This window comes from Aerosakkonema sp. BLCC-F183 (genome assembly GCF_041929145.1).
Taxonomy (GTDB): Bacteria; Cyanobacteriota; Cyanobacteriia; order Cyanobacteriales; family Aerosakkonemataceae; genus Aerosakkonema.
On record NZ_JBHFNU010000015.1, the window covers coordinates 1 to 16254 of the forward strand.

Annotated in this window: 8 protein-coding genes and 2 pseudogenes; 3 read left to right on the forward strand and 7 right to left on the reverse strand. The window is 45.0% G+C overall.

Annotated elements, in window-relative coordinates:
- The first annotated feature begins 230 nt into the window (after positions 1 to 230).
- Positions 231 to 1541 (forward strand): APC family permease, encoded by a 1311-nt coding sequence (locus ACE1CD_RS02330; RefSeq protein ID WP_374821307.1) that lies wholly within the window; start codon positions 231 to 233, stop codon positions 1539 to 1541.
- Positions 1542 to 1613: 72 nt separating this feature from the next.
- Here ACE1CD_RS02330 and ACE1CD_RS02335 read toward each other — a convergent pair whose 3' ends face one another.
- The 3 genes and pseudogenes from ACE1CD_RS02335 to ACE1CD_RS02345 all read right to left on the reverse strand — a co-directional run.
- A complete protein-coding gene (locus ACE1CD_RS02335) occupies positions 1614 to 2999 on the reverse strand; it encodes a UDP-glucose dehydrogenase family protein (protein ID WP_374821310.1) in 1386 nt (461 codons plus the stop codon).
- A gap of 210 nt (positions 3000 to 3209) precedes the next feature.
- Positions 3210 to 3647 (reverse strand): annotated as a pseudogene (locus ACE1CD_RS02340) (GDP-mannose 4,6-dehydratase); the annotation flags it as partial.
- Positions 3648 to 3650: 3 nt separating this feature from the next.
- A pseudogene (locus ACE1CD_RS02345) lies at positions 3651 to 5507 on the reverse strand (GDP-mannose 4,6-dehydratase); the annotation flags it as partial.
- 433 nt (positions 5508 to 5940) lie between these two features.
- Between ACE1CD_RS02345 and ACE1CD_RS02350 the strand changes: the two are divergent.
- Positions 5941 to 6177, forward strand: a complete 237-nt coding sequence (locus ACE1CD_RS02350; RefSeq protein ID WP_374789543.1) for a hypothetical protein — start codon at positions 5941 to 5943, stop codon at positions 6175 to 6177.
- Between the two features lie 484 nt (positions 6178 to 6661).
- Here the strand turns inward: ACE1CD_RS02350 and lepA are convergent, their stop codons facing one another.
- Positions 6662 to 8473, reverse strand: coding sequence for a translation elongation factor 4 (gene lepA, locus ACE1CD_RS02355; protein ID WP_374789541.1), 1812 nt, complete (start codon positions 8471 to 8473; stop codon positions 6662 to 6664).
- A gap of 400 nt (positions 8474 to 8873) precedes the next feature.
- Between lepA and ACE1CD_RS02360 the strand changes: the two genes are divergently transcribed.
- The gene (locus ACE1CD_RS02360; protein WP_374789539.1) at positions 8874 to 9101 is read left to right on the forward strand and encodes a hypothetical protein; all 228 of its coding nucleotides are present in this window, start codon (positions 8874 to 8876) and stop codon (positions 9099 to 9101) included.
- A gap of 148 nt (positions 9102 to 9249) precedes the next feature.
- On the opposite strand, the gene ACE1CD_RS02365 is transcribed toward ACE1CD_RS02360, so the two are convergent.
- The 3 genes from ACE1CD_RS02365 to ACE1CD_RS02375 form a co-directional block, all read right to left on the reverse strand.
- Positions 9250 to 10014, reverse strand: coding sequence for a PEP-CTERM sorting domain-containing protein (locus tag ACE1CD_RS02365; protein WP_374821313.1), 765 nt, complete (start codon positions 10012 to 10014; stop codon positions 9250 to 9252).
- A 439-nt stretch (positions 10015 to 10453) separates the two neighbouring features.
- Positions 10454 to 13207, reverse strand: coding sequence for a diguanylate cyclase domain-containing protein (locus ACE1CD_RS02370; protein ID WP_374821316.1), 2754 nt, complete (start codon positions 13205 to 13207; stop codon positions 10454 to 10456).
- Between the two features lie 275 nt (positions 13208 to 13482).
- Positions 13483 to 16134 (reverse strand): chloride channel protein, encoded by a 2652-nt coding sequence (locus ACE1CD_RS02375; RefSeq protein WP_374821318.1) that lies wholly within the window; start codon positions 16132 to 16134, stop codon positions 13483 to 13485.
- Between the last annotated feature and the right edge of the window lie 120 nt (positions 16135 to 16254).

The window sequence follows — 16254 nt, forward strand, 5'->3', positions numbered from 1 at the left end:
ACGAATGGCTTCATCAAGCATCTCGTACTGCTGCTTTTCTCCTTCAAGTTTTGCCTCAAATACCAACATACTTACGCCAGTAGTTCTGGTATAAGTATAGCGCCTATAAAGAAAGCCGCCCTGAAGGGGCGGGGCTTTAGACCCATTATTTTCGGTAAGTTGGGTTTCGTACCTCAACCCAACCTACGAACTAGCTAGTCTCTAACCCCTAATCCCTAGCCCCTAGTTAAATGTCAAATTCGGCACCCGCACCACCGCAGTTACAACGAGAATTGGGCGTTTTGGGCGCTACTATGATGGGGCTGGGCTCGATTATTGGCACTGGGGTATTTGTCAGTATCGGTGTGGCGGCGGGTATTGCCGGCCCAGCAGTAATTCTGGCGGTGATAATTGGTGCTTTTGTGGCGACATTTAATGCTCTCAACAGCGCCCAGTTAGCTGCCAGTCATCCAGTCAGCGGCGGCACTTACGAGTACGGCTACAAGTATCTCACGCCTTGGTTGGGTTTCACGGCGGGTTGGATGTTTCTGGTCGCAAAGACTGCTTCTGCGGCAACTGCGGCTTTGGGTTTTGCTGGCTATTTGCAAAATGCGATAATGCTACGTATCGCTGTCGCGAACGCACTGCCATCTTCTCGCTTTCTGGTGCCGATCGCTCTGGTAACTGTACTTTTTTTGACTTTAATTGTACTTAGCGGCATTAAGCGATCGAATCTTGCCAATATTATTATTGTGTCAGTAACCCTGCTATCTTTGGGTTTCTTTATGCTGGCAGGATTGCCAAAAGTAGCAACTACTGGTGTAAATAATTTCACTCCTTTCTTCAAAGGTTCTATTTCGACAGTTCTCCACGCCAGCGCTTTGATGTTTGTTGCTTACACCGGATACGGACGCATCGCCACAATGGGAGAGGAAGCAAAAGACCCGCGCCGCACTATTCCCAAAGCAATTATTGTGGCAATGGCGATAACGATGCTGCTTTATACTGCGGTGGCAATAATTGCCGTACTCGCTGCGGGTGCGGATAATCTGGGTAGGGTAACTGCACCTTTGGAAGTGGCAGCTCGCAATTTTGGCATTCCGGGCGCTACCGAGATCTTAGCTGTTGGTGCGATGACGGCGATGCTGGGCGTGTTGCTGAACTTGATTCTCGGTTTGTCTCGCGTAGTGTTGGCAATGGGACGGCGGGGAGATTTACCGGGAATGTTAGCAAATTTGGATCGGGGTGGGACGACACCCTATGCGGCTGTGTTGGTGGTGGGAATTGCGATCGCTAGTTTAGTTTTGATTGGAGATGTCAAAACCACCTGGTCGTTTAGCGCTTTTACAGTTTTGATTTATTACGCGATTACTAATTTAGCAGCGTTGCAGCTGCCAACCCAAGAACGGCTTTATCCTAAATATTTAGCCTGGATGGGTTTGGCAGCTTGTTTGTTTCTAGCTTTCTGGGTAGAAAGGCAGATTTGGTTAACAGGTATTGGCTTGATTTTAATTGGATTAATCTGGCATTTTGTTGCCCGATCGCAGACTCGTAGAGTTTAGATTTCAGATTTCAGATTTCCAATTGAATTCAATCCAAAATCCAAAATCTAAAATCTAAAATCTAAAATTCCCTTATCGGCCAATTCCTACATAACGGAATCCTGCGGCTTCTATTTCCTTGGGATTGAGGAAGTTACGACCGTCAATGATGACGGCATGATTCATCAATTTAGCCATTTTGGCGTAGTCTAAAGTGCGGAACTGATCCCATTCTGTGACCAGTACCAAAGCATCGCAACCATCTGCCAAACGTTCCGGATCTGTTTCGACAATTACGCCGCTTAAACCGTGACGCAAACCGGTTTGAGAAACGATCGGATCGTAAGCTTTGACTTTCATCCCCAAACGGTTGAGTTCTTCGATGATATTCAGCGCTGGGGCGTCCCTCATATCATCGGTATCCGGTTTGAAAGTCAAACCCAACAAACCGACGGATTTACCCTTGAGTATTTTCAGTTCTTGTTGCAGTTTATCGACAGCAATCAGACGCTGACGTTGATTGACTTTCACAGCTGCTTCGAGAAGTTCGGCTGTGTAGTTATAATCTTTAGCGGTGTGGACGAGGGCGGAGACATCTTTGGGGAAACAAGAACCGCCCCAACCAATCCCAGCTTGCAAGAATTTGCCGCCGATGCGGGAGTCTAAACCGATACCTTTGGCGACTTGGGTAACGTCAGCGCCGACGCGATCGCAAATATTGGCCACTTCGTTGATAAAGCTGATTTTGGTTGCCAAGAAAGCGTTGGCGGCATACTTGATCATTTCTGCTGAGTTGATGTCTGTTTCCACTACCGGTACTGGCGGTAAAGAGGAATTTTCGGCATACTTACGCTCGATGATGGGGGTGTATAGTTGTTTCATCAGATCGATCGCTTTCTGGTTGTTGCTGCCCAGAACGATGCGATCGGGGTTAAAGGTATCGTAAACTGCCGACCCTTCCCGCAAAAATTCCGGATTGCTGACGACATCGAATTCGGCGGCGATTTTTTGTACGGCTGCTTCCACACCACCAGCGCCTACCAGCACTTTTTGGCGTTCGGCGATACCGTCCATGACGATCATGCGTACCCAGTCGCCCGATCCGATCGGCACGGTAGATTTATTTACAATTACTTTATAGCCGTCGTTGAGATTCGCCCCAATGCCACGGGCAACTGCTTCTACGTAGCGGGTATCGCTTTCCCCTGTTGGCAATGGAGGCGTTCCCACAGCGATGAATAAAATTTCTCCGTGCTGGACACCTGCGGCGATATCGGTGGTAAATTCCAGCAATCCGTTCTGGTACGTAGATTGCATCAATTCGGATAATCCCGGTTCAAATATCGGCGATTGTCCGGCTTTCATTAACTTAACTTTTTCTTCGTTGTTGTCTACGCAGATCACATGATGACCGGTATGTGCCAAACAAACGCCTGTAACTAAACCAACGTATCCGGTACCTATAACGCAAACGCGCATATTGTGCTTATCCTCAAAGTGAATGACTAAACAGAGTTATATTAGCTTTCCGCTAATATGGAAAATTTTTTTGGGTAGAGAATGTAGGGTATGTTGCTAACTTACGGTGATGTACTCTACTCCTGTGTTCTGATTCTTCCCTGATGTATAGTACCCAAAAGTTAGTTGGCGATCGCTATCATCCCGAAGCAAATACCCTATATTCCTTGTTTAGCTGACTGTTGATGCTTCGGAGTTATCGATGCGAGCCCTAAAATCTTCTATTGTTAGCTTCAGTCCTGCTTCCAGGGGTATCGTTGGCTGCCATCCCAGCCACGTCTTCGCTTTTGTAATGTCAGGTTGCCGCTTGCGGGGGTCGTCTTGCGGTAGCGGTTCGTACTTAATCTCAACATTTGGATTCACCATTTGCTGAATTTTCTGAGCCAGTTCTAGAATAGTGTATTCGTCGGGATTCCCCAAATTGATCGGCCCGGTGCGATCGCCATTCATCAACCGCATCAAACCTTCTACTAGGTCGGAAACGTAGCAAAAACTGCGCGTTTGGGAACCGTTCCCGTACACCGTCAGGGGGATACCCCGCAGTGACTGAACTATAAAGTTGCTGACGACGCGACCGTCATTTTCTAACATTCGAGGGCCATAGGTGTTGTGACAGAATATACAGTATGTGCCGCCGATAAAGTTTTCCAGTTCGGGGACTGAAAAGTCGTAAACCCAATCATCGATCTCAAAAGCTTCTATACTTTTGACTTTTGCCCAGGCAATATTGCCAGTGGTTCGCGCTTGTAAAGTTTGTTGAACGTCTGCCAAGTCTAAAATCGAGTAATTCTCCAATCCTTGCACTGTAATGCGGTAGGATTTGTACTGGCGATCGTCTCCTTTGCGTACCGTGGTGTAAAACTCTGATACGCTGCCAATTATGCCGAATTTAGCCAAAATTAATGTCAGTTTTTCGATGATAGATTGGCTGGAACTGTTGAATATCAGTGACGAACCAGTTGTTTTGGCGTCGTGGTTGCCGTCTCCTTCCCAAAAGCCTTGTAAAAAATGAACCAGTTGGTTTTTGGGTAGTTGCAAAATCCAGTTGGGAATATCTTTTTCGGTACTCAATTTTTTGCCGAATCCAAATGCTTCGATCGCCAAATCCACAATAATTTTAGAACGGATATGGACTGTTGGCGCTCTGCCTTTCGTTTTTGGCATTGTAATTTGGCAAGTTAAGCCGAATAATTCTTCGACTGTGCGTACCAGTTTTTCCAAGTACTTCACATTGGAACTGAACAAAAGCTGGTAGTCTTTGTTTTTGTGAACCACGCACCCTTCTGCCAGGTAAAATCCCAAGAACCACAACAGGGCTTCTACATTTTCAATGTAGTTTTTCACCAGTTTGTTTGAGCTAGACGTGCCAATCTTGTCCTTCGGCGATAATGGTAATTCCAAATATTTCCAAAGTTCTACTGGCAAGCGGTTAATTGCTTCAAACTTTTTGATTTTGCTATAGTACTGGCGAGGGCTTATTCCTTTGGCACAAAGATATTTCCGCACTTTGTCACCAGATTTTTCCAGCCATCCTATGACATCTTCGCTGTGTATTGACAGCCTTTGGGTGGGTATTTTGTCTGTAATGTAGAAAGGCTGGAGTTCTTTTTCTAGCGTAGGAATGTAGTGTGGTACGGCAATTTCGTCACCTATTTTTAAGTCTTTGCCGAAAGCCGCTTTGGGATTGCCTCTTTCATCCCTTACAAACAAGCTGTGATCTTCTGTGATTTTAACTTGTTTGCCCCAAGTTGTCGAGATAGTAAATCCTCTTTTTGTTACCTTGTGCTTCCAAATGGCGGAAATTGGTTTTAAGACCACATTAGCATTGGTATCAAAGCAAGGTACTTTTACGTTAGAAATATCGCCGTGAATTTCATCGTAGCATTCGGCAAATGTTTTGTATTGCAGCCGATCGCCTTGATAATAAATCACTTTTTGATCGCCTGTCAAGCTGTTAAAAATTCGGGCTACGCGAATTTCTACATTATTTTCTCGGTGATAGTCAAACGCTAATGTTTCTGCGATTCGCTTGCCTTCGTCATAACAACTGCGAATCCCGATAGGATTGACATTGCCTCTGTATTCTTCTGTTTGGGGATGCTCTTCTGGATCTCCGTATACTTCTGATGTAGAAGCAAGTAGAAACCTTGCTTGCACGCGCTTTGCCAATCCCAGCATATTCATTGTTCCCATCACGTTTGTTTTGACTGTTTTGATGGGGTTGAATTGATAATGCACGGGGGAAGCGGGACAGGCGAGGTGATAAATTTGATCCACTTCCAACCTAATCGGTTCGGTAATGTCGTGGCGGAGTAACTCGAAGTAGGGACGATCGAGCCATTTGAGGATGTTTCGCTTGTGGCCTGTATAAAAGTTATCTAAGCAAATCACTTCATGTCCTTGTTCCATGAGGCGATCGATCAGATGCGAACCAATAAACCCAGCACCACCAGTGACCAAAATTCTCATAATTTTTTAACAAACGATACATTTTGTCAAGCAGTAAATACCGCCGTTACAAATATAACTGGCTTGCACCCTTTATGGTCTGCTGATATTCCATTCTTGTTGAGATGCTTCTGATGAAATTGCCGTTTTATGACATTTTTGGATGAGACTTTGGGACATTTTACTGTTTCCCGGAGATGAAAGCGTCGTGGCACAACTAGCAAGTTAGCAAAGAATCCCTCAAAAGGCGACTTTTGTTAACCCGATTCATCAAATCTTTACTCTGATGCAGCAAAATCGGTTGATTTTTTTCATAAGTCTTTATAAAATTTTATTTCGCGGGAGGGTCTAGGGCGTCGGGAAAGTCAAAAGTCAAAAGTCAAAAGTCACTCATTAAGAATTTTTTCCTGCTCCCCTGCCCCCCCTCTCCTCCCGGTTAAGGTGGATAGTGCTGATGTTTTCAGGGTACGATCGCGATCGATCGTCGCTATCCTCTGCTCTGGCCCAGCGGTATCGGTGCGACTACCAGGGGGTGTTTGATTTGGCAATGTCTGAATTTTGGCTGAAATCTTTGCTGGCTAAGGTTTTGACGGTTTTGGGTGCTAAAGGTGTTAGTCGCGTCTCTGGAAGCCTTGTCAATACTGGCTTTTACGAAAAAATTTCGACACCTACTTTACAAGCCCGTTCCTGAAATGGTATTCTTTATCTTGTCAGTCGCAAACGAACCTTGAAAACTTCATACTGTCTGGGTTTGAGGATGTTGCCATTTCAAACCACCAAAATCCCTTTCAGGGATTGAAACTCTGCATCTTTGTTGCACTCCATTAATTGTTCGCATTTCAAACCACCAAAATCCCTTTCAGGGATTGAAACATTCACACAGAGACAAAGAAGATTTTCGTCGCAGACTCATTTCAAACCACTAATATCGTGTGCGGTGTATCGGTAGTGTAAGACTGATGCTCAAGATTATCTGTGGGAATCTGGGGTTAAATTTTTACCGCAGATGAAGACAGATGAACGCAGATAAACGCAGATGAAGGCAAATAGGGACGCATTTTTTTATGCACCCGATGCTAGGGGACATAATATGAAACAAGCAGAAAGATACCAAAAAAAAGAGGGAGAAGAGAATTTCCCTTTTCCCTCTGTCACTACCCAATACCAAAAACAATTTATTCTTTATCCAAACGCAAAACAGCCATAAAAGCTTCTTGGGGTACATCTACAGTACCGATCGCTTTCATGCGCTTTTTACCTTTAGCTTGCTTTTGCAACAGTTTCTTCTTCCGAGAAATGTCGCCGCCGTAGCATTTTGCCAACACATCTTTTCGCAATGCGGGAATATGTTCGCTGGCAATTATTTTACTGCCGATCGCAGCTTGAAGTGGTATCTTAAATTGGTGACGGGGAATCAATTCTTTCAGTTTTTCTACCAAATTTCTACCCACGTTGTAAGCTTTATCTCGGTGGACAATCATCGCTAAAGAATCTACCGGATCGTTGTTGATTAAAATATCCAAACGCACCAGGGGATTTTCCCGATAACCGATCAAGTGATATTCCATACTCGCATATCCGCGAGAGCGAGATTTCATTTGATCGAAAAAGTCAGTCACCACTTCCGCCAAAGGCAGTTCGTAACTCAATGTGGTTCTTCCCTGGGTGAGATATTTCATATCCTTGAAAATGCCGCGCCGAGTTTGAGACAATTCCATTAAAGTCCCGACGTATTCTTCCGGCGTAATCATATCGACTTGCACGTAGGGTTCTTCGATTTTCTCCCGGTGCTGTGGGTCTGGTAAATGACTGGGATTGTCGATATAGAGAATTTCTCCTTTAACAGGTGTTACCCTGTAAATTACAGAAGGAGCGGTAATAATCAAATCCAGATTGTATTCTCTCTCCAGGCGTTCTTGCACAATTTCCATGTGCAGCAAACCCAAGAATCCGCAGCGGAAACCAAATCCCATTGCGCTGGAAGTTTCCGGTTCGTAGGATAAAGCGGCGTCGTTGAGCTTTAATTTTTCTAAAGCTTCTCGCAAATCTGGAAATCGATCGGCATCGGTGGGAAACATCCCGCAGAATACCATCGGTTTGGCTTGCGCGTATCCCGGTAAAGGTTCGGCGGCTGGTTCGTATGCCAATGTAATTGTATCGCCGACGCGGGCATCTTCCACAGCTTTAATTGCCGCCGCCACATAGCCTACTTCTCCGGCGTGCAGTTCGCTGACTTGAATTTGGTTGGGGGAAAGGACGCCTAACTCGTCAATTTCGTATTCTTTCCCAGTAGCCATCAAGCGAATGCGATCGCCTTTCTTCACCGTACCGTCCATCACCCGGAAGTAAACTATTACGCCTCGGTAGCTGTCGTAGTAACTATCGAAAATCAACGCTCGCAAGGGTTCCGATACTGTATCTTGCGGTGCGGGTATCAAATGTACGATCGATTCCAGAATTTCGTCTATCCCGATTCCTTCTTTCGCGGAAGCTAAAATCGCTCCACTACAATCCAAACCAATAATTTCTTCGATTTCTTTCTTGACCCGCTCCGGCTCCGCACCGGGTAAATCAATTTTATTCAAAACCGGGATAATTTCGAGATTATTCTCTAATGCTAGATAAACATTCGCCAGAGTTTGCGCTTCTACACCTTGGGAGGCGTCCACCACCAACAGAGCGCCTTCGCACGCAGCGAGAGAGCGGGAGACTTCGTAGGAAAAATCGACGTGACCGGGGGTATCGATGAGATTGAGAACGTATTGCTGCCCATCTTTAGCTTTGTAGTTCATCCGAGCTGCTTGCAGCTTGATGGTAATACCGCGTTCTCGTTCTAACTCCATGTTATCGAGGAACTGTGCTTTCATATCCCGATCGGCTACAGTTCCGGTAGCTTGCAACAGACGATCGGCCAAGGTAGACTTGCCGTGGTCGATGTGGGCGATAATGCAAAAATTGCGAATGCGAGCAACGGGCACATCAGTCATACAGTTCTCTTTAAGGTCGATCGGCGATCGCAGCACAAAGGTAATACAGCTTTCTTAAGATATTTTAATGTTTTCAGAGCCGATCGCGTTTTGTTCTCGATCGCTTTCTGACATTCCCTGCGCTACAGGCAATCCAGGGCCGATCGGCTGACACAAAAATTGACACAATTTAACGACTTGGTAAATTTATTGGTTCATGCGTTATACTAAAAGCTTTGGTTGTAACAGTTTTCCAATTGATATTGTACAATATTAAATAAAAGGCAAAGTAGTTCAAAAAATTAATAGGCGCTGCATAATAGCAATTGCTGAAAACTGCCACCCACAAGGCAGTCAGTGCAGATTGATTTAATCGCGTTTTGCGGTCTCCACCGTTATCGATTAGAATATCGTATTGCAAATGAAAGAACCAGTCCTAGATACCCATCGCTCAAATGATAAGGTGGAAGTTTATATCCACTTGGATTCAGATTTATTCGATCAAATTCAGCACCTCACGAATGACCCCAGCAAGGTGATTGAATCGGCCATCAGACAATGGCTCAAAGGTGGCGATCGGCGAGATGATGACCTAACTCGCACCCTGCAACGAACGCCAGTACCCCCCCGTGGTGAGTGGAACGATTAAATTTCCGTCACCACAAGCTGCTAGAGGAAGTAGGAACGAGGGGAACCCTCTTAATTGGCGAATACTTGTGTAAAATATGGGTCAGCATATTTTGCACAAGTATTTTTGCACAAGGATATCAATGCGATCGCTGTATTCTTCTTCTCAATTAGCTAATGACGTTGTGGTTATCCTTGGATACAGCCCCTAAGCGCAAATTGACACTTTGTTCTCGCTGCCGTTTCAGGATCAGACCCATACCGCATAAGCCGAACAGAACCAAACTACCGACTGTACCGGGTTCTGGTACCTTAGTTTGAGAGACGCGCTGATCGATAAAAGAAATCGTAGCTATTCCAGTAGTTCCACCCTTGAGTTGGATGTCTTTAACTACTTTGGCCTTCTTTACAGGTTTATCGAGATCGATCGCATTGTTAAGTATGGGCGGAGGATTGGAGACAAACGTCTGGCCAATAATATTATTATCTAGATCGAATACCGTTTCCACCACAGACGTTCTTGAGTTGCCCATCGGTGGTGGAGGGATGGGTTGACCGTTGAAAGCTAGATGAATATCGCTAATCGCCATATTCGGATCTAAAGCTTCTACCGAATAGCCAATCAGCACATCGATCGCGTTGTTCGCATCGGCGAAAAATGGCCCAGAAAATCTGATCCCTTCCAGACCGGTGTCCAGTGTTGTTACCGATATGGAATCGGGATCGATCGGCCCCACAAATGCCGGATTGCATACCGCAGGCTGACAATCGATCGTGGCCGTAAAATCACTGAAAAGCTTATCACCAACTGTGAAACTACCGTTGCTATCGATCAAATTTCCTAAATTAAATGTCGCTGCTGCAACGGGCCCAGTCACAACTCCCAAAAGAGTTACGCCCGTACAAACCATTCCTAGCGCAAAATTACGTATCATACTCCCTCTGCAAGTTTTCCGTAAAAAAATGGTAGTCAGTAATTCCGCTTATTGAAATCGATACTCTCTGAAAAGAAAATACCTTTACTCCGCAGTTAAGCTTCGCAAAATCAAGATATCAAAGTTAGCTTTTATACATAGGCCATATATTTGAGTTAAAAAACCCAAATCTACTGAATAATTATGGCTTACTTTTCATCCTCAGCGCTAATTATTTAAGTATTTTTGCTAACCTTGAATTTTTGCTTTCGCATCTAGATTAGTATAAATGTATAAATAACTGCATCCATCTATAGTAAAAATTTACCAATTTTTTATCAAATTTACCTAGATCGGTCAATTTTGTGAAGTTTTAGTAAAGTGACGTTGCCGATATACGTAAGTAATGTGATTTACAATACAAAAAATCCGCTAGTTCGCACAGTGGGGGAGCAAAACTTTAATCCAGATTGTGAAGAAAAAAGCGATCGCGCCCCAAAGCCTTTGCGCGATAGAGCGCCTCGTCAGCTGCCCCAATCAGCCGATCTGGAGAAAAAGCGGAATCAGGAAACGTACTGGCGACGCCCAAACTGACCGTAACGTAATTGCTTACGCAGGAAGCAGTATGAACTTGTTTTAATGCGCTGACATTTTCACGGATAGTTTGTGCGATAAAAACAGCACCCTCAGCTGTCGTATTCGGTAAAATCACTGCAAACTCTTCGCCGCCATAACGAGCAACTAAATCGACTGGACGGTTGACGGCACGACGAATAGCATCCGCGACCTGTTGCAAACACAAATCGCCTGCCAAATGACCGTAAGTGTCGTTGTATAATTTGAAACAATCGACATCGCACATAATCAGCGATAAAGGCAGACGATCGCGGCAGAGACGCCGCCATTCTTGCTCCAAGTATTCATCGAATCGGCGGCGATTTGCCAGCTGAGTCAACCCATCCAGCGAAGCGAGGCGCAGCAATGTTTGATTTGCGGTTTCTAGTTGTTGATAGAGTTCTGCTTGCTGAATCGCAATACCCACCTGAGTTGCCAATTGCTTGAGCAGATCGATTTCTAATGGCTGCCATTCTCTGGGATTGCTACAGTGATGTGCAATTAGCAATCCCCATAACTGTTCGCCTTGGAGAATCGGAACGACCAAGTTTGCTCTGACTTGAAATTGGGCGAGTAAATTAAAGTGACACGGCATTAAATTAGCAACGTTGATATCTGCGATCGCACGGGTGCGACCCTTTTGATAAAGTCGCACCATACTTTCTCCAAAGCAGGGATCGGCGATCGTGGTATTGAGGATTCGCGTCCATTCTGCACCCACAGCTTCTACAACTACAACACCGCTCCAATCTGGCTGGAAGCGATATATAATTACCCGATCTGTTGCGAGAAACTGTCGTACTTCTGTCGCCGTTGTCTTGAGAATTTCATCGAAACGCAAAGACCTGCGAATACGCTCTGCCATCCTGCCAAGCAGCCTTTCTGCTTCCGCTTGCTGCCACAGCGCTTCTTTTGCTCTTTCTTGATAAGTAATATCGCGAAAACTCCACACCCTACCGACGATTTTTTCTCCAATTAGTTGCGGCTGAGTATAGTGTTCAAAAATTTTCCCGTTCTTTAATTCCACAATGTCGTAACTTTTGACTTCTGATTGGTTACTCAATTCTCTAATTCTTTTATTCATCGTTTCTGGATTTTTCATACTATTTATAATAAAATGTAAATAGTCTTCATAGTTATGTCCTGCTATAATGGTATCCGTAATTTGCCACATTTGGATAAATTTCTGATTCAGACATACAAGCTTTCTTTCCAAGCTAAAAGCGATAATCCCATCAGCTGTTGATTCCAGTGTTGCCCGCAACAAAGAAAGAGTTTTTTCTCTTTCTTCTGCTGTCTGTTTCTGTTCTGTAATATCAATATGCGCGATGGCCACCCCATAATTCTCTAGTGGAATAGGAGCAAACTTAAAACTTATCCAAGTGGCTTCATTTTGGTTTCTTAAAATACAAATTTCTACGTCTTCCGGAGTTTTATTTTCTTGCCATTGGCTAAGGGCAAATTCTTTTAGCAATATTTTTGTGCCATCTTTCTTAAGAATTTGCCAATTTTCAGCATCAATTAACTGCCTATTAATATTTTCATTGGAGCTACCTAAAATATTTTCGTATGCCTGATTATATTCGATCGTTTTACCCGTTCGATCGGTTAGAGAAATGCCGATGGGAAATATATCAAAAATTACTCGGTACTTTTCTTGGCTCTCTCTTAATGCCGCTTCTGCAATTTTGCGCTCAGTAATATCCCGACCTACTGACTGGAAAGCGATTATTTTTTTATCGCGATCGAAAATCGCGCGATCGCTCCGCTCTTGCCAGCGAATTTCCCCATTGGGCAGCACCACCCGATGTTCGATCGTTCCAGTTGGCTTATTATAGTTCAAACAACCAATATGATATTTAATTTTCTGCTTATCTTCATCAGGAACAAAAGCTAAAAAGTGGCTTCCTATTAGCTTTTTTCGGCTAATACCAAAGTAACGGCTATACGCAATATTTACGAAATAAATAATACCTAAATCGGAAAAACAACCGATTATTTCTGTTTGTTTTTCTACAATATAACGGTAAAACAACTTGCTTTTGTGTAAAGATGTTTTTGTCTGCCGACGCGCCGCTATATCATATTTAATTTCGCGACTTATACTCATTAAATCGGCAGTCTTTTCGGCCAAATTTTCTTCAAAAAAAGAATGAGAATTAATTAATTTTTTTTGAATTTTACAAATTTCTTTTGATAATGTTTCTTCCGCTTGTAGAGGAATTTCTTCACACACAATAACGATCGATTCATTGGATGTTTTTCCCAGTACTGTGCGAGCGCTGATTTTAACTGCTAAAATACTACCGTCTTGGCAGACAAGACGACATTGCCAACTAGCAACCGATAGCGGCTTAACCCTTTGTACCTCCACATTAAAAAAGGTAGTAAACTCTAAATTTAGTTGCTCTCTATCTTCCCCATAAACAAAATTGAAAATAGATTTTTTTTGTAACTCTTCAGGAGTGTAGCCCAGACGAGAAGCGGCAAACTGATTGACCAGTAAAATTACTGCTGCCGAGTCCAGAATGAAGCTCATACAAGGAAGACACTCATAAAAATTTCGATCCCAATCTGTTTCTGTTTTTGTGGTGTCCATAGCCTCATCTACAGAGATATGACTTCTAAGCCGACCTTATACCAAGTTGCGTTCCATAGTTAAAGGGATAAATAAAACTCATAAATTGGCTCAAATACTTGGTGTAAGAGAGATTTATTATTGCTTCGTGGTCCCTGCCCTATGCTCCTAAAAGCGGATTTTGCGCCCTAAGTAGAGGAGAGCCTTTTTACGTTTATGTTTTATCATCACATAACTGTACAAAAAGTAACTAATTTAGAGAATAAATTGTCAAACAAAGTTGATTTTGAATGCAGCTAGGCGATCGCACCCCGGACTAAAATGACAGTACAATCGGAACCGCGAGCGATCGCCTCCGGAATGTTGCCTTTAATCGCCTGCTGCAACATCCCCTCGCGACTCGCACCCAACACGATCGCATCGCATTTCTCCTTTTCGGCCAAATCGATCACCGCTTCTGGCACAGAACTGGCACAAACAGGTGCAGCGACGCAAACACAGCCGACCTTACGCTGAAGAAACTGCGTAGCTTGTTCCAGCTTCCTGGTATTTATTTGCGTCTTAGAGGGCAAAAAAACCTGCATTAGCCTAATTTCACACTTATCCGACATAGTACATAGGGAAGGTAACAGTTCCACAGCTGCTTGGGCGTTCGGCCCACCCGCCATTGGCAGCAACCACTTGCAGAACTTGTCATTTGTTGATTTTACCGATGACAGCCGATCGGTGACAAAAGACGACTCGCCCAACTTCACCAACACCACATCGCAAGCAGCTTGCCGAACGATCGTATCCACAACGCTGCCAAAAATGCGACCTGCGGTAGGTGGAGCTGCATTCCACCCCATAACAATCAAATCGATATGCTCATTTTTAATAGTTTCCAATATCGCTTGAGCGACATCGTGAGCAACTCGCACCTGAGTGTGAACCGGCAACCCTAACTGGCGTCCCAAATTTTCCGCCTGACGCAGCAAACGGCGACTTTTGACAGTTCGCACAGGTGCTTCCGACGGGGAAATGTGGCGCGGTGCGATCGTCACTTGCAAGCACTCTAACTCATAATCGCGATCGCTCGCGATCGCAGCTGCCAATCGCAACAGACTCGGTGCAGTTTGGGGATTGGATAAAGGCACCAACAAACGCCCTTTCCCCACAGCAGGCGATCGGGTTTGATACACTACATAAGATACTTCCGGCCCAGAACCTACCCCTTTCCCTTCAATCCGGTCTACCTCAGCGCGAATAATATCAGCGCGAGTAATAATGCCAATCAGCTTGCGACCCTCAATCACCGGCAACCGACTCAATTGATAGCGATTTAGCAGATAAAGCACATCTGCCAAAGAAGCCTTGGGCCCAACCGTCACCGGTTGCGGCGTCATGATTTTCGATAAGATTGCATCCCCAGATAACTGAAGTTGGTCAATTTTCACCAAATCAGTTTGGGTGACGATACCGACCAACTTGCCATCATCCACCACCGGAAAGCCGCGATGATGAGAGCGGGAAAAAGCTTGGACGGCTTCATCCAGCGTCATTTGACTGCTGAGAGTTTCCACCCGTTGCTGCATCACGTTGCGAGCTTTCAACTCAGTCAGAATGCCGTCCTTGGGCGTTTCTGTGGCCAAGTTTATGCCATTCCATTCCAGCAGACGATCGTACAGCGATCTGGGTGCGATCGCTTCTGCAACTAGATAAGAAGTAACGGAAGCAATCATCAACGGTAAAACCAAATCGAAATTGGTTGTCATTTCAAACACAATTACAATTGCCGTAATCGGCACTTTGGAAACCGCACTGAAAAATGCCCCCATTCCTGCCAAAGCATAAGTAATCGGCGTACCCAATCCCCAAAAATGGCTGGCGAACAATCCCACCAGATAACCCAAAGAAGACCCCAAAATTAAAGAGGGCGCGAATAGCCCTCCCGGTGCGCCAGACCCAAAGGCAATTAAAGTCAAAATATACTGAGCGGTAAAAGCGATCGTCGCCACCTCCCATGTCGCGTTACCGTTGAGGAGGAACTCTCGCAATCCCGTGTTATCGCGAAAGCCATCTGGCAAAAGTGCGATCGCCAAACCGGAAATCATTCCCGCCAATCCGATTCGCCAAGATAAACTTATACGCAGAGTACGTTTGTAGAAATTGAGACTAACAAAAATACCCTGGCAAAATATTGCTGCCAGCAATCCCGCTAAAACTCCCAAAATCAGATAGCAGGGAATCTCCGGCATCGAAAAACTAACTTGAACAGCAGTAGAATGGAGATCGGGCCCGGAACTCTGAAAAGAATTGAGATTGAGGCTGCTACCGCCCAATATTCGGGAAACTACCGCACCGATAAACGAAGCTAAGATGGCAGTACCGAGCGTGAAGCCAGAAACATCGTGCAAAAGTTCTTCCGCCACAAACAATACACCCGCGATAGGTGCGTTGAACGCCGCCGCTAATCCAGCACCCGCACCTGCGGCAATCATCTGTTTTCGGTGATCCGGGGAAGTGGGAAGCCAGCGACTGAGTTGTCCGGCTAAAGCTGCCCCCACCTGTACGGTTGGCCCTTGCCGCCCCACCGTTAGCCCAGAACCTAGTGCGATCGTACTGCTGAGTAACTTAACTGCTGCCACTCGCCAAGAAAGATCCATCGGTACTCCCGCGAGTGCCGCTTTGACGTGAGGAATCCCAGACCCGGAAGCTTCCGGTGCGAGGCGTTCCACCAGCAATCCGGCAATTGTACCGAAACAAAGTCCGATCGCGGGAAGTATCAAGTACGGCGGATAATTGGCAGAGATTTGCACCCGCAAAGTGCCCAACCATCCTACGCCAACTTTAAGCAACACCGATGCCAAAGCAGCAACTAAACCGATCAGGCAAGCTTCTGCGATCGCAAGGCGACGTCTGGGGCGCAATATCTGGCGGAGGCGCTTTGGAATGGTAGGATGCCACATAATCGATTTTGGATTTTGGATTTTTGATTTTGGATTATTAAGTTGATTTTGGGATTCAACAGTTTCCGGTTTTCAAGGCATTTGCCGTTTCAATCTAAAATCTAAAATCTAAAATCTAAA